Origin of the sequence: Radiobacillus deserti, from assembly GCF_007301515.1 — a bacterium.
Lineage (GTDB): Bacteria > Bacillota > Bacilli > Bacillales > Amphibacillaceae > Radiobacillus > Radiobacillus deserti.
Genome location: NZ_CP041666.1, coordinates 1,552,859 through 1,572,838 on the forward strand (window position 1 = coordinate 1,552,859; position 19,980 = coordinate 1,572,838).

Annotated in this window: 22 protein-coding genes and 1 pseudogene; all 23 read left to right on the top strand. The window is 39.0% G+C overall.

The genetic code is table 11. The annotated features are described in order from the left end of the window. Window positions 1-33 precede the first annotated feature (33 nt). The 23 genes and pseudogenes from FN924_RS08200 (at window position 34) to flgC (ending at window position 19,960) form a co-directional block, all read left to right on the top strand. Complete coding sequence (locus FN924_RS08200; protein ID WP_143893445.1) at window positions 34-360, top strand: putative DNA-binding protein; 327 nt, start codon at window positions 34-36, stop codon at window positions 358-360. Between the two features lie 13 nt (window positions 361-373). Further along, entirely contained in the window at window positions 374-1,717 is a 1,344-nt protein-coding gene (ffh, locus tag FN924_RS08205) for a signal recognition particle protein (protein WP_143893447.1), read from the top strand. An 83-nt stretch (window positions 1,718-1,800) separates the two neighbouring features. Then, window positions 1,801-2,074 (top strand): annotated as a pseudogene (rpsP, locus tag FN924_RS08210) (30S ribosomal protein S16). A gap of 14 nt (window positions 2,075-2,088) precedes the next feature. Further along, complete coding sequence (locus tag FN924_RS08215) at window positions 2,089-2,316, top strand: KH domain-containing protein (RefSeq protein ID WP_143893449.1); 228 nt, start codon at window positions 2,089-2,091, stop codon at window positions 2,314-2,316. Window positions 2,317-2,390: 74 nt separating this feature from the next. Then, window positions 2,391-2,777 carry a YlqD family protein gene (locus FN924_RS08220; protein ID WP_143893451.1) on the top strand — a complete coding sequence of 129 codons (387 nt, stop codon included), beginning with the start codon at window positions 2,391-2,393 and terminating at the stop codon, window positions 2,775-2,777. 13 nt (window positions 2,778-2,790) lie between these two features. Next, on the top strand, window positions 2,791-3,309 hold the full coding sequence (gene rimM / locus FN924_RS08225; RefSeq protein ID WP_143893453.1) for a ribosome maturation factor RimM: 519 nt from the start codon (window positions 2,791-2,793) through the stop codon (window positions 3,307-3,309). Next, entirely contained in the window at window positions 3,309-4,052 is a 744-nt protein-coding gene (gene trmD, locus FN924_RS08230) for a tRNA (guanosine(37)-N1)-methyltransferase TrmD (protein ID WP_143893455.1), read from the top strand. The genes rimM and trmD overlap by 1 nt, the downstream gene beginning before the upstream one ends. 116 nt (window positions 4,053-4,168) lie before the next feature. After that, the gene (rplS, locus tag FN924_RS08235; protein ID WP_143893457.1) at window positions 4,169-4,513 is read left to right on the top strand and encodes a 50S ribosomal protein L19; all 345 of its coding nucleotides are present in this window, start codon (window positions 4,169-4,171) and stop codon (window positions 4,511-4,513) included. 206 nt (window positions 4,514-4,719) lie between these two features. Next, entirely contained in the window at window positions 4,720-5,277 is a 558-nt protein-coding gene (gene lepB / locus FN924_RS08240; RefSeq protein ID WP_143893459.1) for a signal peptidase I, read from the top strand. 19 nt (window positions 5,278-5,296) lie between these two features. Then, window positions 5,297-6,163 (top strand): ribosome biogenesis GTPase YlqF, encoded by an 867-nt coding sequence (ylqF, locus tag FN924_RS08245; protein WP_143893461.1) that lies wholly within the window; start codon window positions 5,297-5,299, stop codon window positions 6,161-6,163. 113 nt (window positions 6,164-6,276) lie between these two features. Then, window positions 6,277-7,047, top strand: coding sequence for a ribonuclease HII (locus FN924_RS08250; protein ID WP_143893463.1), 771 nt, complete (start codon window positions 6,277-6,279; stop codon window positions 7,045-7,047). 9 nt (window positions 7,048-7,056) lie between these two features. After that, window positions 7,057-8,844 carry a hypothetical protein gene (locus tag FN924_RS08255; RefSeq protein WP_143893465.1) on the top strand — a complete coding sequence of 596 codons (1,788 nt, stop codon included), beginning with the start codon at window positions 7,057-7,059 and terminating at the stop codon, window positions 8,842-8,844. After that, a complete protein-coding gene (locus tag FN924_RS08260; RefSeq protein ID WP_143893467.1) occupies window positions 8,841-9,161 on the top strand; it encodes an EscU/YscU/HrcU family type III secretion system export apparatus switch protein in 321 nt (106 codons plus the stop codon). The genes FN924_RS08255 and FN924_RS08260 overlap by 4 nt, the downstream gene beginning before the upstream one ends. 200 nt (window positions 9,162-9,361) lie before the next feature. Then, window positions 9,362-10,522, top strand: a complete 1,161-nt coding sequence (gene sucC, locus FN924_RS08265; protein WP_143893469.1) for an ADP-forming succinate--CoA ligase subunit beta — start codon at window positions 9,362-9,364, stop codon at window positions 10,520-10,522. Window positions 10,523-10,583: 61 nt separating this feature from the next. Then, window positions 10,584-11,486 (top strand): succinate--CoA ligase subunit alpha, encoded by a 903-nt coding sequence (sucD, locus tag FN924_RS08270; RefSeq protein ID WP_143893471.1) that lies wholly within the window; start codon window positions 10,584-10,586, stop codon window positions 11,484-11,486. A 77-nt stretch (window positions 11,487-11,563) separates the two neighbouring features. Beyond that, window positions 11,564-12,457, top strand: coding sequence for a DNA-processing protein DprA (gene dprA / locus FN924_RS08275; RefSeq protein WP_143893473.1), 894 nt, complete (start codon window positions 11,564-11,566; stop codon window positions 12,455-12,457). Between the two features lie 156 nt (window positions 12,458-12,613). Next, window positions 12,614-14,692: a type I DNA topoisomerase gene (gene topA / locus FN924_RS08280; RefSeq protein ID WP_143893475.1), complete on the top strand. Its 2,079-nt coding sequence runs from the start codon at window positions 12,614-12,616 to the stop codon at window positions 14,690-14,692. A 368-nt stretch (window positions 14,693-15,060) separates the two neighbouring features. Continuing rightward, window positions 15,061-15,972 carry a tyrosine recombinase XerC gene (gene xerC / locus FN924_RS08285; RefSeq protein ID WP_407692011.1) on the top strand — a complete coding sequence of 304 codons (912 nt, stop codon included), beginning with the start codon at window positions 15,061-15,063 and terminating at the stop codon, window positions 15,970-15,972. Window positions 15,973-15,987: 15 nt separating this feature from the next. Next, window positions 15,988-16,533 (top strand): ATP-dependent protease subunit HslV, encoded by a 546-nt coding sequence (hslV, locus tag FN924_RS08290; protein WP_143893479.1) that lies wholly within the window; start codon window positions 15,988-15,990, stop codon window positions 16,531-16,533. Beyond that, entirely contained in the window at window positions 16,533-17,927 is a 1,395-nt protein-coding gene (gene hslU / locus FN924_RS08295) for an ATP-dependent protease ATPase subunit HslU (protein ID WP_143893481.1), read from the top strand. The genes hslV and hslU overlap by 1 nt, the downstream gene beginning before the upstream one ends. 18 nt (window positions 17,928-17,945) lie before the next feature. Then, complete coding sequence (gene codY, locus FN924_RS08300) at window positions 17,946-18,725, top strand: GTP-sensing pleiotropic transcriptional regulator CodY (RefSeq protein ID WP_143893483.1); 780 nt, start codon at window positions 17,946-17,948, stop codon at window positions 18,723-18,725. A gap of 377 nt (window positions 18,726-19,102) precedes the next feature. Continuing rightward, entirely contained in the window at window positions 19,103-19,501 is a 399-nt protein-coding gene (gene flgB, locus FN924_RS08305) for a flagellar basal body rod protein FlgB (RefSeq protein ID WP_143893485.1), read from the top strand. Between the two features lie 3 nt (window positions 19,502-19,504). Then, window positions 19,505-19,960, top strand: coding sequence for a flagellar basal body rod protein FlgC (gene flgC, locus FN924_RS08310; RefSeq protein WP_143893487.1), 456 nt, complete (start codon window positions 19,505-19,507; stop codon window positions 19,958-19,960). Window positions 19,961-19,980 lie beyond the last annotated feature (20 nt).

Here is a 19,980-nt window from a genome sequence, read left to right on the forward strand (position 1 = left end):
TAAAGGCATTTCACTTAACAAGGAGTGCTTGTGGTGTTAGAAAAAACAACAAGAATTAATTATTTGTTTGATTTTTATCAAGAACTGTTAACGGATAAACAGAAGAAGTACATGGAAATGTATTATTTAGAGGATTATTCGTTAGGTGAAATTTCAGAGGCTTATGATGTCTCTAGACAAGCAGTCTATGACAATATTAGGAGAACAGAATCGATGCTGGAATCCTATGAGGAGAAGCTTCACCTTTATGAAAAATTTCAAGAAAGACAACATCTTCTTGAAGAGTTACAAGCTGTATTAAAGCAAGAGACTGGGAAAGCAACCAATCCCATTATTGAATCTTTAAAAGAACTAGATTAGGAGGGCTCCTTCTATGGCATTTGAAGGTTTAGCCGACCGTTTGCAGAATACGATTCAGAGGATTAAAGGCAAAGGGAAGGTTACCGAACAGGACGTAAAGGAAATGACCCGCGAGGTACGTCTAGCTCTTTTAGAAGCTGACGTAAACTTTAAGGTAGTCAAGCAGTTTATTAACAAAATTAAAGAACGTGCTGTTGGACAAGAAATCATGGAAAGCTTGACGCCAGGTCAACAAGTTATAAAAGTGGTAAAAGAAGAATTGACCAACTTGATGGGTGGAGAGCAAAGTAAGATTGCCGTAGCAGACCGCCCGCCAACTGTTATTATGATGGTTGGTCTTCAAGGTGCTGGTAAAACAACAACCACAGGGAAATTAGCAAATCTACTTCGCAAAAAACAGAATCGAAATCCATTACTGGTTGCTGCAGATATCTATCGTCCCGCTGCTATTAATCAACTTCAAACATTAGGCAAGCAACTTAACATGCCTGTGTTTTCTCTCGGTACAGAGGTTAGTCCAGTGGAAATTGCCAATCAAGCTATTGAACAGGCAAAAGCAGAACATCATGATTATGTGATTATCGATACAGCTGGTCGACTTCATGTGGATTCAGATTTAATGGAAGAATTGACTCAAATTAAAGAAAATGTAAAACCTGATGAGATTTTCTTAGTCGTGGATGCGATGACAGGTCAAGACGCCGTTAATGTTGCAGAAAGCTTCAATGAACAACTCGACATTACTGGAGTTGTCTTAACGAAATTGGATGGTGATACTCGAGGTGGGGCAGCATTATCTATTAAAGCTGTTACAGATACTCCTATTAAATTTGCTGGTATGGGAGAAAAGTTAACCGATCTAGAAGCCTTCCATCCAGAAAGAATGGCTTCCCGTATTCTCGGGATGGGAGATGTCCTGTCTTTAATTGAAAAGGCGCAAGAAAATGTCGATGAAAAACGTGCGAAGGAACTAGAAGAGAAGATGCGATCTGCATCCTTCACCTTCGATGATTTCTTAGAACAGATGGGACAGGTACGTAACATGGGTCCATTAGAGGACTTGTTAGGTATGCTCCCTGGGGCTAACAAAATGAAGGGGATGAAAAACCTTCAAATTGATGAAAAGCAGCTATCCCACGTAGAAGCCATTATTCAATCGATGACGAAGAAGGAACGCGTGGACCCTAGCATTATTAATGCTAGTCGTAAAAAACGAATCGCTCAAGGATCAGGACGTAACGTTGCAGAAGTAAATCGTTTGTTGAAGCAATTTAACGAAATGAAGAAGATGATGAAGCAAATGACGAACATGCAAAAAGGGAAAAAAGGGAAAGGATTCAAGTTTCCATTCATGTAATGTAAAAACACTTTACAGACATGAAAACTTCTGATAAAATCTAAACTTGTGAAAATCATTTAATAGTTGGAGGTGCAAAATACATGTCAGTTAAAATTAGACTTAAACGTATGGGTTCTAAAAGAAATCCATTTTACCGTGTAGTTGTTGCAGATTCACGTTCACCTCGTGATGGACGTTTTATTGAACAAATTGGAACATATAATCCAGTAGCTAATCCTGTAGAAGTGAAATTGGATGAGCAGAAAGCATTAGACTGGATGACAAAAGGTGCGAAACCAAGCGATACTGTACGTAACTTAATTCTCTAACGAAGGCATCATGACGAAATTCCACGAATTGAAAAACCAAAAGTAAAGTAGTGTGATTCCATGAAAGCCTTAATTGAAACCATTGTACGACCTTTAGTAGACTTTCCCGAAGAAATCCAAGTAACAGAGAAAGAAGAACAGCACAAGATTACGTATCACCTAACGGTTCACCCGGAGGATGTCGGGAAAGTAATAGGGAAAAATGGTCGAATTGCAAAGTCGATTCGGACAGTTGTGTATGCAGCTGGTACAGATTCGAAAAAACGTATTTATTTAGATATTATGTAAAGGGAAGGGGGAACCTTTCCCTTTTCATATGTTTAAAGGTTCCAATACAGGATTCCGTAGAGGAGTTGAGTGATATGCAAATCATTCGAAAGATCCCGGTCAAACAAGTTTTAACTGAATCAAGTAAGGAAACACTACATAACCAATTTATTAGTCATCAAAAGCAGCTTGAACAAGAGTGTCAACAGCTAAAATTTGAGCAACGAAAACTGTTGAGTAAGAAAGGGATTTCTCGAGAAGAAGTCACGAAGCGATTTCAGCAGGAAATTACAAAAAGAACAGATAAGCTGAAGTGGATTGAATTTCAGCTTGATCAATTAGAAACGCTTCCGCTCGGAAGTGAACTAACTGAGGGAGAGGTTGAATCTCTTGTTGAGGTTGAAGTTGGGAGTAATTGGGAAGAACTGTTTGGGGAACAAGCTATCATTGTAAAAGACGGAACTGTTATCCAAATAAGATAGTAGGTGAAATGAAATGGCAAATCAATTTTTTAACGTAGGCAAAATTGTAAACACTCACGGAATCCGTGGTGAAGTGAAAGTCGTTCGGATTACGGATTTTGAAGAAAGATTTGAAAAAGGTCAGACTTTGTACTGGGTATCCCCTGAAGGTGGAGAACCTGTTTCATTAACGATAGATGGACATCGAATTCATAAGCAATTTGATTTACTTCATTTTGAGTCCTATGATTCTATAAATGATGTAGAAAGATTTAAAAATGGATTGTTAAAAGTCGATGAGTCTCAGCTTACACAACTGGAAGAAGGCGAGTATTATTACCATCAAATCATCGGCTGTGAAGTAGAAACGGAGGAAGGGGAGTACTTAGGTAAAATAAAGGAAATTTTATCACCTGGCGCAAACGATGTCTGGGTGGTACAACGGCCTAAACAAAAAGACCTTTTAATTCCATACATTGAAGAGATAGTAGTAGATATTAACGTGAACGAGAAGAAAGTGAAAATCAACCCAATGGAAGGACTGTTAGATTAATGAAAGTAGATATTCTAACCTTGTTTCCAGAAATGTTTGAGGGTGTATTCAATCATTCGATTCTGAAGCGTGCAACGGAATTAGGTGCGTTCTCCTATAATCTAGTAAATTTTCGAGAATATACGGAAAGTAAACATAACAAGGTAGACGATTACCCTTACGGTGGCGGGGCTGGTCTTGTGCTGAGTCCACAACCGATTTTTGATGCTTTGGAGGACGTGACGAAGGAGAAAGACAAAAAGCCACGGGTTATCCTAATGTGTCCGCAGGGGGAGCCATACACCCAACAAAAAGCTGAAGAGCTTGCGAAAGAAGAGCACCTTGTTTTCATTTGTGGGCACTACGAAGGCTATGATGAACGAATCCGACAACATCTCGTCACGGATGAAATTTCAATTGGTGATTATGTGTTGACAGGTGGAGAGCTAGGAGCAATGGTCGTTGTCGATAGTGTCGTTCGTCTTTTACCGAGTGTATTAGGTAATGAAGATTCCGCTCCTAATGATTCATTTTCAAGTGGTTTATTAGAGCACCCTCATTATACAAGACCGGCAGAGTTTCGGGGGATGAAAGTACCGGATGTCTTATTGTCTGGAAATCATGCAAAAATTGAAGAGTGGCGTAGACAACAGTCTTTAAGAAGGACGGCGGAACGACGTAAAGATTTACTCGAACAATATCCCTTAACCGATCAAGACAAAGCATGGTTAAACCAATGGAGAGATGACCATAATTTAAGTTGAATATATGGACTAATTATGTTATATTATTTGTTGTGCTTGAGTGAATGCTCAAGTCGTATAAACGATGTTCCGCTGTCTGTATAGATAAGAGCATTGGTTTGGAAGGAGTGTTGGAGATGCAACATATTATTGATGAAATTACAAAAGAACAACTTCGCACTGATTTACCTGAATTCCGCGCAGGAGATACGGTAAAAGTACACGTTAAAGTTGTCGAAGGTAACCGTGAACGTATTCAGGTGTTCGAAGGTGTTGTAATTAAACGTCAAAATGGCGGAATCAGTGAAACATTTACAGTACGTAAGATTTCTTATGGTGTAGGTGTTGAGCGTACATTCCCAGTACATTCTCCACGAATTGACAAGGTTGAAGTCAGCCGTCGTGGTAAAGTACGTCGTGCTAAGCTTTACTATCTACGTAATCTTCGTGGAAAAGCAGCCCGTATTAAAGAAATTCGCTAATGTATATGAAGTAAAGGAGCTTGCACAGTCAAGCTCCTTTTTTCTAGTATTCGAATAGTAGATAAATTCATTCCCCTGCACCATGAATCGGAACATTTAAGCCGTTTTACTGGTATAGAGTATGAATTCGGCATATGCTAATAGAGATAGATGTTTTATTAATGGGTATCTTAGGATGAAGAAAGTTTGAGTTGGAGGGAAGGTAAGTGGCCAAAAAGCGTAATGAATGGTTAGATTGGTTAAAAGCATTGGTTATTGCTGGTCTATTAGCCTTTATTGTTCGTACGTTTCTGTTTACGCCGATTGTAGTTGACGGCCCATCGATGCTTCCCACTTTGGAAAATGGCGATCACATGATTGTTAACAAATTTACGTATCTTGTAGGAGAGCCTGACCGTTTCGATATTGTCGTTTTTCACGCGACGGCTAAAAAAGATTTTATTAAACGGGTAATTGGACTCCCTGGGGAACATGTGGAAGTAAGAGATGAAACGCTATACATTGACGGAGAAATCGTAAAAGAACCATTTTTGGATACGGAAAAGAACAGTTTAAAACAAAATGATGTGTTTACGTTTGACTTTACGTTAGAAGATCTCCCTGGTAACTATAGTGAAATTCCTCCAGAGCATGTTCTAGTACTAGGGGATAATAGAAGTAACTCTACTGATAGTAGGTTGCTGGGGTTAATTCCTTATGATCAAATTGTTGGGGAAGCGGCGGTTCTATATTGGCCTCTGGATCGATTTCGTTTTATAGATTAATGGTAGGTGAAGAATTATTATGCCCATTCAATGGTTTCCTGGCCATATGGCCAAAGCTAAACGTGAAGTGCAAGAAAAACTAAAGCTTGTTGATTATGTTATTGAACTACTAGACGCACGTGCTCCGGAATCTTCCCAAAATCCGATGCTCCATCAAGTGTTGCAGGACAAGCCAAGAATGGTTGTATTGATGAAAAAGGATTTGGCCGATCAGCGAGCAACGGATAAATGGATTACCTATTTTTCAGAGAGAGGGATTCCGACTGTTGCGGTGGATGTACAGCAAAAGAAAGACATTGAGTATGTCATACAAATCGCTAGAGAAATGGGAAAAAGTAAGCTTGAAAAACTGAAGAGACGTGGAATTCGACCTCGACCTGCGCGAGCAATGATTATTGGAATTCCGAATGTCGGGAAATCCACATTAATTAATCGGTTAGCTCACAAAAAAATTGCAAAGACTGGGGACCGACCAGGGGTTACAACAAGTCAACAATGGATTAAAGTAAAGGACTTTGAGTTATTGGACACACCTGGTATCCTTTGGCCTAAATTCGAAGATGAAGTAGTTGGGTATCGACTAGCAGCACTTGGGACGATTAAAGATCAGCTTCTTCCAATGGAGGATATTGCAGCCTTTGTGATGGAATATTTAAAGGAACGTTACCCGTCCGTCGTAACCGATCGTTTTCAAGTATCATTAGAAACGGAAGATATGATGGAGATATTTGAAACCATTGGAAGACTTCGAGGATGCTTAGAAAGTGGTGGAGTGGTAAGCCTAGAAAAAACAGCTGATGTGATTATTCGTGACCTGCGAACAGGTAAAATGGGAAACATTAGCTTAGAATGGCCACAAGAAGAAGTAGAGACATCATCATCGTGATGATGTCTCTTTCCTTATTTCTTTCGACTCTTTTAGACAATCTTCGGGGCGTGACAGGCACCACTTCATAAACGGATAAAAATGCCGATAAAAAGGGGTAGGAGGGAACAGTTATGAAGCCCGATACGATTACGGAAATTAAACATTTATTAACAACAAATACATATACTGAGGAACAATTAACAAGTTGGCGTGAAGACGAGCGGAAAGGTGTTCAACAGCTCATTCGCCAGTATGATAAAGAAACAGAAAGAATCATGAAGGAGAAAGAACACTTTGAGTCCATGAAGGTGTTTGAACAATCTTTATGGAGTAAAGGCTACCAACACATTGCAGGAATCGATGAGGTTGGGAGGGGCCCTTTGGCAGGTCCAGTCGTTGCTGCTGCAGTTATTCTTCCATCTGATTATTTTTTGCCAGGCTTAACGGACTCTAAACAAGTAAATCAAAAAAAGAGAGAGTTATTTTATCAGCATATCATCGATCATTCCATTAGCTATGGGATTGGAATGGTCGATCGAGAAGAAATCGATCGCATAAACATTTATCAAGCGACGATACAAGCAATGAATCGAGCGCTATTAGAGCTAAGCATCCAACCAGACCATCTCCTAATTGATGCGGTCAACTTAGATACCCCGATTCCGAGTACGCCAATCGTAAAAGGGGATCAAAAAAGTATTTCCATCGCAGCGGCTAGCATTATAGCAAAAGTAACGAGAGACCGTATTATGATGGAATATAATAACGTGTATCCTGCTTACCATTTTGCCTCTAATATGGGCTATGGTACAAAGGAACATTTAGAAGCACTTCGCATACATGGAATAACCCCTATACATAGGCGTTCATTTGCGCCGGTTAAAGCATATAAAGAAAGTTGAGGGATGAGCATGACATCCATTTATTCAAGTATTACAAGTTTAGTACACAAATCAAACAATCAAAATGGAGTGCTTATCCCCGGGCAAGTTATTCGTGGGAAGGTGCTAAAGCTGTTTGCGAATCAACAGGCCTTAATACAGCTAGGAAATCAACAGCTCGTTGCTCAGCTACAAACGCCATTAGCTAGTGCAGACTCCTATTGGTTTCAAGTGCAGTCCACAGGGGATTCCATTCATTTAAAGGTGCTATCAGATAAGAAGGCTTTAACAGAAGGACAGATTATTACCCAATTAATACAAAGCCTAGGCTTAAAGGATCAAAAAGCTGGTCAAGCGTTACTCATGCAGCTACTTCGTGACAATATCCCGTTTACACCAAAGGATATAAAAGCAGCTTTTGACATTTTGAAGCATAGTCCGGATAAAAAAGCAGCCTTGGACACGCTGGTGTCTCTCTTTTCCTCACGTATCCCAATTTCTCCAGCAACGTTTGAAGCTTTTTCAACGGATTCGAAGCAGTCTTTTACAAAGCAAATAGACATGTTATATCAATCATTACGAGAAACCGGGCCACTTTCAAATGAACAAACAAAGCTTTTGGCGATGTTAGAATCGGTTCGAAGTAATACGAATCAAAGCTTTGTTTCGTATGTAACCCAACGAATTAAACAAGAGATTACTACGAACAATCCGATGATGTACAATCTTTTCCAAAAAGCGGGCTTGCTGGATTCTCATGTATCATGGGAGCAATGGAAAGTAGAGTGGTCGAAACCGATGGGAGAAAACTCTCTTGCGCTATCCTCTAGCTTGGATCAAGTCAAGCTGAAACTTCAAGAACTCTATGCCAATCAACTGCCATTAACCAGTAATCAAAAACAACAATTAGTCACACTCATTCAACGATTAGATGGAAATGGCACACGAACAGATGCACAGTTAGCGGTACTAGAAAAATTTCTAGACAAATTTCAAATAAAACCAGTCTTTTCTTCTATAGAGAATCGACTAGCAGGAAACCAGTCTGTATCCGGACAAGAATGGAATAGAGTCCAACTGTTGCAGACGTTATCTAATTTGCAGCTAGACACAACGAGTTCAAAGGGTTTAGTGGACGTAGTCACAAAAATGCCTGTAAGCTCAGATTCTTCAAGCCTACATTTTTTAGCTCATATAAAGCAAGCTATCCGTCTTTTAGGACTAGATTATGAGCAGCAAGTGGTACATCTTGCTAAGCAGAATGGGCTGGAGCATGCAGACTTAGATTCGTCAATTAAATCTTTGTTAATTGAATTAGTTCAGCAAGAAAAAGGGACAAATCCTACCTCCCAAAGCAGATTTGAGCCTCTTCTGCAACTGATTACCAATGCTCAGCTAGTGTCCAATCATCAGTTAGGACCATATATACAACTAAATGTGCAGCTTCCAGGCAGTACACTAGGCGTTAAGGACGACATTAACCTAACCTTTGAAGGACAAAAAACGGCTTCTGGAGAAATAAATCCAGATTTTTGCCGGATATTATTTTATCTACAGCTTCATCAATTAGAAGAGACGATTATCGATATGAATGTGCAAAAAAGAAATGTACACGTAACGATTTATAATGATCATCCAATGACCGAAAAACTTGTCAACCAGTTCAAAGATGCGTTACACCATGGATTGGACTCTCTCCAGTACCAGCTAAGTACGATTCATGTAAAGACGTTACCAACGGATGAAGGGAAAAAAGATTTTCAAGCCACTACTCCGATAGAAGTGATGAATAGGAAGGGAGTCGACTTTAAAATATGAGTCTAAATGGAAACGAAAAGGGATTTTCGAAGGCAGCAGCACTTCGTTATGACAAAGAAAAAGACACTTCACCAAAAGTAACAGCACTTGGCAAAGGATATGTAGCAGAAAACATTATTGAGAAAGCCAGAGAACATGAGGTCCCCATTCAGGAAGATTCAACATTGATGGAGTTATTATCTAATTTATCTATCAATGAATCTATTCCAGAAGAACTTTATCAAGCTGTAGCAGAAGTGTTTGCCCTTGTTTACCGCGTCGATAAACAAGCTGGAGAATTCTCTCCTTCTTCTTCTGAAAAAAACCTTCACAAATAATAGATTTAGACGTAAGATGAAGGTTGTACTAGTTGTTACACTTACCATTGCGCGAATGAGATAACGGTTGAAAAACAGGGTAGATTTAACCTTGGATTTTCCCTGTTTTTGCTTGTTTGTGTACAATGGTAATTTGTGGACAGTGCGTACTAGTTTTTATACAATAAAACTGCAGTGAAAATTGGATGGGAGGACATAAGATGAATATTCACGAGTATCAAGGCAAAGAGTTATTGCGTAAATATGGCGTTGCCGTGCCAAATGGCCGTGTTGCATATTCCGTTGAAGAAGCAGTTGAAGCAGCGAAAGAACTGGGCAGTTCTGTTTCTGTAGTAAAAGCGCAAATCCATGCTGGTGGTAGAGGAAAAGCTGGCGGTGTAAAGGTTGCGAAAAACCTAGAAGAAGTGCGTACATATGCAGGTGAAATCCTAGGGAAAACGCTTGTAACTCATCAAACTGGTCCTGAGGGTAAAGAAGTAAAGCGTTTACTAATTGAAGAAGGCTGTGACATTAAGAAAGAGTACTATGTAGGTTTAGTACTAGACCGCGCTACTTCTCGAGTAACGATGATGGCTTCAGAAGAAGGTGGAACGGAGATTGAAGAAGTAGCAGCAGAAACACCAGAAAAAATCTTCAAAGAAGTAATTGATCCGGTTGTTGGTTTACTTCCATACCAAGCTAGAAGATTAGCTTTTAACATTAATATTCCGAAAGAGTATGTGTCAAAAGCCGTTAAATTTATGCTAGGTTTATACCAAGTATTCGTTGAAAAAGATTGCTCCATCGCTGAGATTAACCCACTTGTTACAACTGGTGATGGCAATGTATTAGCATTGGATGCGAAATTGAACTTTGACGACAATGCATTATTCCGTCAAAAAGATATCCTAGAATATAGAGATTTAGATGAAGAAGATGAGAAAGAAATCGAAGCATCTAAATATGACCTTAGTTACATCGCCTTGGATGGAAACATTGGATGTATGGTTAACGGTGCAGGTCTTGCAATGGCAACGATGGATATCATTAAGCACTACGGCGGCGATCCGGCCAACTTCCTTGATGTTGGGGGCGGTGCTACAGCTGAGAAAGTTACCGAAGCATTTAAGATCATTTTGTCCGATTCCAACGTAAAAGGTATTCTTGTAAATATCTTTGGTGGAATTATGAAGTGTGACGTTATTGCAGAAGGCGTTGTAGAGGCTACGAAGCAAGTAGGTCTTGAGATTCCTCTCGTTGTACGTTTAGAAGGAACAAACGTAGATTTAGGTAAGAAAATCTTAGCTGAGTCTGGTCTGAACATTACAGCTGCTGAATCGATGGCAGACGGTGCAGAAAAAATTGTTTCTTTAGTAAAATAATCTCCTAATATATAGATAAACAAGTAAGAACTTGTTGAATTATCGGAAAGGACGGACGAAGATGAGTGTATTTATAAATAAAGATACTAAAGTGCTCGTGCAAGGTATTACGGGTTCCACTGCTTTATTTCATACGAAACAAATGCTAGAGTATGGTACAAAAATCGTTGGTGGTACGTCACCAGGTAAAGGCGGAACAGAGGTAGAAGGTGTTCCCGTGTTTAATACAGTTCAAGATGTAGTAGATGCTACTGGAGCTAATGCTTCCGTTATCTATGTTCCTGCACCATTTGCAGCAGATGCAATCATTGAAGCAGTCGATGCTGAACTCGATTTAGTTATCTGTATTACGGAGCACATTCCTGTCATGGATATGGTGAAAGTAAAACGCTATATGGAAGGGAAGAAAACCCGACTAGTAGGTCCGAACTGTCCAGGTGTTATCACACCAGAAGAGTGTAAAATCGGAATCATGCCTGGTTATATCCATAAAAAAGGTCATATCGGAGTTGTTTCTCGCTCTGGTACCCTTACGTACGAAGCGGTACACCAGCTTTCTGAGCAAGGATTCGGTCAATCTACAGCTGTTGGAATCGGTGGAGACCCTGTGAACGGAACAAACTTTATTGACGTGCTAAAGGCTTTCAATGAAGATCCTGAAACAGAAGCGGTTATGATGATTGGTGAAATCGGTGGAACTGCGGAAGAAGAAGCTGCAGAATGGGTAAAAGCAAACATGACGAAACCTGTTGTTGGCTTCATCGGTGGAGCGACTGCACCTCCAGGAAAACGTATGGGTCACGCTGGTGCCATTATCTCAGGTGGTAAAGGTACTGCTGACGAAAAAATCAAAGTCATGAATGCATGTGGAATTAAAGTTGCCGAAACTCCTTCTGTAATGGGAGAAACTTTAATCGGTGTGTTAAAAGAAAAAGGACTATATGATAAGTGTAAAACCCATTAATAAATAAAAAACGGGCTGGCATATGGTGTCAGCCTGTTCCATTCAACTTCAACTTATTATTAGAAAGGAAGGAATACATGGACAATGCAAGAGCTCGGTTAATTCACGTATATGAAAGTAAAATGTTATCTAGAACGAAAATAAAAAACCTGCTTCATGAGGACCCTACCTTATCTATCCTCTATCAATCTACCTCCTCTGAAATAGCTTCTCAACTACAAGTCACAACATCAAAAGCCTCCTTATTACACAACTATTTACACCATCAACCAATAGCTTATCATCCGAAACCCATTCAAGTCGTTACTATTTTAGATAACACATATCCGATGATGCTCCGATCTATTACAGACCCGCCACTGGTTTTATATGCTGTAGGAAAACTAGCGTTGTTACAAAGACAACCAGTACTAAGTGTTGTTGGGACAAGAAATCCTAGTAAAACAGCCTTTTCTGTAATGAAATCTATTTTACAACCGCTTGTACAAGATAAGTGGGTCCTAGTTAGTGGGATGGCTAAAGGGATTTATAGTTTTGCACATCATATTGCTCTAAATAGCGGGGGAGGAACTATAGCAGTACTCGGAGGAGGATTTCAATACATTTATCCGAAGGAAAATGTACCATTATATGAAGAAATGATAGCTTCACAGCTAGTTATTTCCGAATATCCTCCCTCCACTCGACCTCAACGGTATTTTTTCCCGGAACGAAATCGAATTATTAGTGGATTAGGTTTTGGAACACTGGTTATTGAGGCGAAAGAAAAAAGTGGGAGTCTTATTACAGTAGACCAAGCGTTAGAGCAAGGAAGAGAAGTGTTTGCTGTCCCAGGCTCACCGTTGAATCCTCAAACGCACGGCTGTCATAGTATGATTCAAGATGGGGCAAAATTAGTTCAAAATACCTATGATTTACAAGTCGAATGGGAAAAAGAGTTGCGAAAATGGCGTCGAATTAGGTCGAAATAGTCAAACTTTTCTATTTTATAAGGATGATGATTAGAGGACATGTTTGACAAATAGCAAAAAAGTATTTAATAATAGGGAAGATTTATACAATCAATCATCATATACTAATCCATAAATCAAATCTTAATAAAGAAATACCTCCTGGGAGGAAAACAAATGGCAGATTATCTAGTTATCGTTGAGTCTCCAGCAAAAGCAAAGACAATTGAACGATATTTAGGAAAGAAATATAAGGTAAAAGCATCTATGGGGCATATTAGAGACTTACCTAAAAGTCAAATGGGTGTAGATGTAGAGAAAGAGTATGAACCGAAATACATTACGATACGAGGGAAGGGACCTGTCCTTAAAGAGCTAAAAAGTGCCGCGAAGAAAGTGAAGAAAGTGTATCTCGCGGCCGACCCCGACCGTGAAGGGGAAGCGATTGCATGGCATTTAGCGCATTCTTTGGATATTGACGAAACGTCTGATTGTCGTGTTGTATTTAATGAAATTACGAAAGATGCAATTAAAGAATCATTCAAGCATCCTCGACCAATCGATATGGATTTAGTTGATGCTCAACAAGCTAGACGTATTCTAGATCGTTTAGTTGGATATAACATCAGTCCTTTATTATGGAAGAAAGTGAAAAAGGGACTGAGCGCAGGACGAGTTCAATCGGTTGCTGTGAAAATGATCATTGAACGAGAAGAAGAAATCAAAAAATTCGTTCCAGAAGAATATTGGTCGATAGAATCCACCTTCCAAAAAGGAAAAGAAACCTTTGAAGGATCCTTTTATGGGGTTGACGGAAAGAAACAAGACCTAGGAAATAGGGAAGCAGTGGACAACATATTAAATCAACTTAAAGGAAATGACTTCAAAGTTGACAAAGTAAATAAGAGAGAAAGAAAACGGAATGCTGCACCACCGTTTACTACATCTTCGTTACAGCAAGAGGCAGCTCGTAAGCTTAATTTCCGAGCTCGAAAAACGATGATGGTTGCGCAACAGCTTTATGAGGGGATTGACCTAGGAAAAAAAGACGGTGGCATTACTGGACTTATCACTTATATGCGTACAGATTCAACTCGGATTTCTGATTCTGCAAAGAAAGAAGCTGCTGCATATATTAAGGAAGCATTTGGCGATGATTACTTAGGCGCTGTAAGAAAAGATAAGAACTCGGAAGGAGCTCAGGACGCGCACGAAGCAATTCGCCCAACTTCAGCATTTCGTGATCCGAAGTCCTTAAAAAGCATTTTGTCCCGTGATCAATACCGTTTGTATAAGTTAATCTGGGATCGTTTTACAGCAAGTCAAATGGCACCAGCAGTTATGGATACGATGACGATTCATTTGTTAAATGAAGGTGTTGAATTTCGTGCTACGGGTTCTAAAATAAAATTTAAAGGTTTCATGAAGGTATATATTGAAGGAAACGATGATAACGATCAAGAAGAAGACAAGTTTTTACCGGAAATTGCCGAGGGAGAAACGGTTAACGCAAAGGATATTGAACCAAACCAGCACTTTACACAGCCACCACCGCGATATACAGAAGCACGTTTGGTAAAAACAATGGAGGAACAAGGAATTGGACGTCCTTCTACTTATGCTCCTACTTTGGACACGATTCAACGTCGAGGCTATGTCACGTTGGATAATCGACGGTTCGTTCCAACAGAACTTGGTGAAATTGTAATCGATATATTAAGAGAATTTTTTCCTGAAATTATAGATGTAGATTTCACCGTAAAGATGGAAGGAGATTTAGACTCCATCGAAGAAGGTCAGACAGAATGGATTCGCATCATTGACCAGTTTTATAATGGTTTTGATAAGCGATTGGAAAAAGCAGAAAAAGAAATGGAAAAAATCGAAATCAAAGATGAACCTGCTGGAATTGATTGCGAGGAATGTGGTCATGAAATGGTCTATAAGATGGGGAGATATGGAAAGTTTTTAGCTTGTTCTAATTTCCCGGATTGTCGCAATACGAAACCAATTTTAAAAGAAATCGGTGTTAAATGTCCAAACTGTAAAGATGGAAACATTGTAGAGAGAAAAACGAAAAAACGTCGTACTTTTTATGGATGTGACAACTATCCAGAATGTGAGTTCATTTCATGGGATAAACCGATTTCAAGACCATGTCCAAAGTGTGATTCATTATTAGTCGAGAAAAAAGCGAAAAAAGGTACACAAATACAGTGTACTGAATGTGACTATAAAGAAGAGCCACAAGTCTAATTTCAAAACCTAGTTGCAAATACGCGACTAGGTTTTTTGTGTCAGAATGCAAGGATTTTGCCGTGCTAGTAATTGTAGGTATTGGTTTCGTTTACTGGTTATATTTTTATGGGATAGGGTATAGGAATGACGTGGGAAGACTAATATATATGATAGTGACAGAATATTTACAAGAGTGTTAATCTTGCTATAAGCAATTGACATGGTTTCTATCTGTGAGCTATAATTACCGTCTTGTAAGGAGCATTATAGAAATTGGGTACATATCCAGTACAATTCAGAATTTTGTTACAATTTTGTAAAATTTATTGCGTGGACAGACTTAGTTGTGATACTATTTATACGCCTTCGGAAAGGTGATGAAGAACATGGAAGGAAAAGCGTACGTGGGTCCGTTTGTAGAATATCTGCAAATCGAAAAAAATGCTTCACCTTACACTGTAGAGCATTACTCGTATGATTTACAGGTTTTTTTTGATTTTTTACAAAAAGAAAATATTTCAGACCTTAAAGAAGTTGACTATCAAATCGTACGTATATTCCTAACTACGCTTTATGATCAACAGCTGTCGAGACGAAGTGTTTCGCGTAAGATTTCAAGTATTAGAAGCTTTTATAAGTATTTACAACGGGAGGATGTAGTTTCTGAAAACCCATTTTTAGCAGTTACCTTGCCTAAGACTGACCAACCCGTTCCCGGCTTCTTCTATAAAGAAGAATTAGAGAAGCTATTTGAAGTTAGTGATAGTACAACTCCATTGGGGCAACGAAATCAAGCAATATTAGAAGTCATGTATGCGACAGGTATCCGTGTAAGTGAATGTGTCGGTTTGAAGATGGATGATATTGACTTTTTTTTAGGTACCATGCTTGTTCGAGGAAAAGGGAAAAAAGAAAGATACTTACCATTTGGGAAATTTGCTGAAGATGCACTACTAACATACATAGATAATGGAAGAAAAAAGTTACTGACGAATCAAACCGACTCAGGAAATGTATTTTTAAATGCCCGAGGTAGAGCGCTTACAACGCGTGGCGTTCGAGTGATTTTGGATAAACTTGTAAAAGAAGCTGCACTAACGGTAGATATTCATCCACATAAATTAAGGCATACGTTTGCGACGCATCTGTTAAATGAAGGTGCTGATTTACGGGTTGTTCAAGAATTGTTAGGACATGAACATTTAACGTCAACACAGATTTACACCCATGTTTCCAAGGATCATTTACGAAATATTTATATGAACAGTCATCCTAGAGCGAATCGTCAGAATAACTAAGTGAGGTGGATACTTTTGAATCAGGAGTTTCATGCAACTACTATTTTTGCGGTACAGCATAACGGTCAATGTGCCATGAGTGGTGATGGGCAAGTTACATTAGGGAATTCCGTCGTAATGAAACATAAAGCAAAAAAGGTTCGTAGACTATATAAGGACCAAGTTTTAGCAGGCTTTGCTGGTTCGGTAGCCGATGCTTTTACGCTGTTTGAAAAGTTTGAATCCATGTTAGAAGCATACAATGGGAATCTTCAGAGAGCGGCTGTAGAATTAGCGAAGGAGTGGAGAAGTGACAAAGTACTTCGTAAGTTAGAAGCGATGCTGATTGTGATGAACAAGGACGTCATGCTTCTCGTTTCCGGAACAGGAGAAGTGATTGAACCAGATGACGGTGTGCTGGCGATTGGCTCAGGCGGGAATTTTGCGTTAAGTGCAGGCCGAGCATTGAAAAGGTATTCAGATGATTTATCTGCAAAAGAAATTGCTCAAGCTGCTCTGGAAATAGCCGGAGAGATTTGTGTGTTTACAAATGACCACATTACGCTAGAGGTGATTGATTGATGTCCATTGAAATGACACCTAGACAAATTGTAGAACAGCTAGATCAGTACATTGTAGGACAAAAGAATGCAAAAAAATCGGTGGCAGTCGCATTGCGAAACAGATATCGGAGAATGAAATTAGATGATAATTTTCGTGATGAAATTGTACCTAAAAACATTCTAATGATTGGTCCTACTGGTGTTGGGAAGACGGAGATTGCAAGAAGACTAGCGAAGCTCGTTGGTGCGCCTTTTGTTAAAGTAGAAGCAACGAAGTTTACCGAAGTCGGCTATGTTGGGCGTGATGTCGAATCGATGGTTCGAGATCTAGTTGAAATGGCTGTTCGATTGGTGAAGGAAGAGAAGATGAAAACGGTTGCGGATAAGGCGGAAAAGCAGGCGAATAAGCGACTTGTAAAAATACTTGTCCCAGTAGCTAAAAAGCAGAATAAAATGAGTAATCCATTTGAAATGCTTTTCTCTAATTCATCGAATGATGATACGGAAGAGGACCAACAGCAGGATCAACAAGAAATAGAAACGAAACGGAAAAGAATAGAACACCAATTAGCATTGGGCGAGCTTGAAGACCATATGGTCACTATCGAAGTGGATGATCAAGGTTCTTCTATGTTTGATATGTTACAAGGATCTGGCATGGAGCAAATGGGTATGAACATGCAAGATGCGTTTGGACAATTGATGCCCAAGAAGACTAAAAAACGTAAGTTACCTGTTTCCGAAGCTAGAAAGGTTCTAACACAACAAGAAGCGCAAAAATTAATCGATCAGGATGAAGTAACTCAAGAAGCCATACAAAAAGTAGAACAAACTGGAATTATTTTTATCGATGAGATCGATAAAGTGGCCGGAAAAAGTGAACAATCTGCGAATGTGTCTAGAGAAGGAGTTCAACGAGATATATTACCTATCGTAGAAGGCTCGACTATTGTAACAAAACACGGACCTGTGAAAACAGATCATATATTATTTATTGCTGCAGGTGCCTTTCATATGGCCAAACCATCCGATTTAATACCAGAATTACAAGGTAGGTTTCCAATTCGTGTCGAATTTGATAAATTAACGGTAGAGGACTTTGAACGAATTCTCCGAGAACCGTCGAATGCCCTGCTCAAACAGTACCAAGCTTTGCTAGAAACTGAGGGAATCCAAGTAGTATTCACAGAGGAAGCGGTGACTAGACTTGCAGAGGTTGCTTATGAGGTTAACCAAGAGACGGACAATATCGGAGCAAGACGATTACACACTATCTTAGAGAAATTATTAGAAGAGCTTTCGTTTGAAGCGCCAGATATCCATATGAAAAAAATAGAGATCACCAGAAGTTATGTGGAAGAAAAACTTGGCTCAATAGCCAAAAACAAAGATTTAAGTCAGTATATTTTATAATCCGATTGGAGGAGCATCATGGAACTATTAGATCGTGCTAGGAAAATTAACGCATTGCTGCAAAAAACAACAGGGAAATCTGTCAATTTTAACGAGGTATCTGCTACGCTACGTGACATAATTACAGCGAACATTTTTATCGTAAGCAGAAGAGGGAAGTTATTAGGATTTGCGATTAACCAGCAAATCGAGAATGAAAGAATGAAGAATATGTTAGAAGAGAGACAATTTCCTCAAGAATATACAGAAAGCTTGTTCAACGTACAGGAAACAACATCAAACATAGACATTGATAGTAAATATACAGCGTTTCCAGTAGAAAACAGAGAGTTATTTAAGAATGGGTTAACAACGATCGTACCGATTATTGGTGGCGGTGAACGATTAGGTACCCTGATATTGAGTCGATTAACACAAAGCTTTAATAACGATGATTTATTATTGGCAGAGTATGGAGCTACGGTTGTTGGTATGGAGATTCTTCACGAAAAGACGGAAGAGATTGAAATGGAAGCCCGTAGTAAAGCGGTTGTACAAATGGCAATCAGTTCCTTATCCTACAGTGAGTTAGAAGCCATCGAACATATTTTTGAAGAATTAGAGGGGAACGAAGGGCTGCTGGTAGCAAGTAAAATTGCCGACCGTGTAGGAATAACAAGATCGGTTATTGTAAACGCGCTTCGAAAATTAGAAAGTGCTGGTGTCATTGAATCTCGTTCTCTAGGAATGAAAGGGACGTATATTAAAGTGTTAAATAACAAATTCCTATTGGAACTTCAAAAACTAAAATCAAATTAATATAACAATTGTAAAAAGGCATCTTCCCTTGGAAGATGCCTTTTTCGTGCTTTTACATTCGGTTTTGTCAACCATTTTGCATGAATGAATTAACACGTTCTAAAAATTGTTAACAGAAATTCATAAATTTCTAGTTTTCATTTTTGTTACATTATGTGATAATATGACTAGGGTTTTTTACAATTTTCGACACACTTGTCGATTAAGTGGAAAAATGTAGTGGAAGAACTAGTGCTAATTACCTAAGACTTATATTTTATTCGCTACTAAAGTCATATTATGCCAATTTTTCATGGACAAGTATAACCAATTAAATTACAATATTCGATAAAGATAGACGCTTTATGACCGTCCTGTGAAAAAAGGAGGAGAAGAAATTGTCACTGTTTGGCAATACAATCACTAGCTTGGAACGATCGATTGATTATGCATCTGTGAAAAACCAGACTATATCAAATAACATCGCAAATGTGGACACACCGAATTACAAAGCAAAAAGTGTCGTTTTTTCTGAAGTATTAGACGAACAAATAAATAAACAGTTTATAGCAAAGCGTACTCATCCCAAACATATCCCTTTTTCAAGTAGCGCAGAGCAACATTCCTTTCAAATCGTATCTAATAACAATACGACGTACAGCAACAATGGAAATAATGTAGATATTGATAAAGAAATGACGGAGCTAGCTAAGAATCAAATTTATTATGAAAGTTTAGTGGACCGTCTGAATGGAAAGTTTTCGAGCCTGCAAACAGTAATTAAAGGAGGTAGGTAGGGTATGGGTATTTTTAATTCGATTAATACAAGTGCGAGTGCGTTAACTGCTCAAAGATTACGAATGGATACTGTTTCTTCGAACTTAGCGAATGCAGAAACTACGCGAGCAACCATTAATGAAAATGGGGAGTATGAACCTTATCGCCGGAAAATGGTTGTCTTTCAACCAAAAGATGCGTCTTTTAATTCTTTTTTACAAAGAGCGAGAGCGGGCTCTTCTAGTGTAGGTAACGGAGTTCGTGTAAAAGAAATTGTTGAGGACGATGAGCCATTTAAGCTGGTGTACAATCCTAATCATCCTGATGCAAATGAAGAAGGCTATGTTCAGCTGCCTAACGTAGACCCATTACAAGAGATGGTCGATTTAATGAGTGCAACAAGATCTTATGAAGCGAACGTAACGGCATTGAATGCAACAAAAGGTATGCTGCTGAAAGCATTGGAAATTGGTAAATAAATGATGATAAGAAATATAAA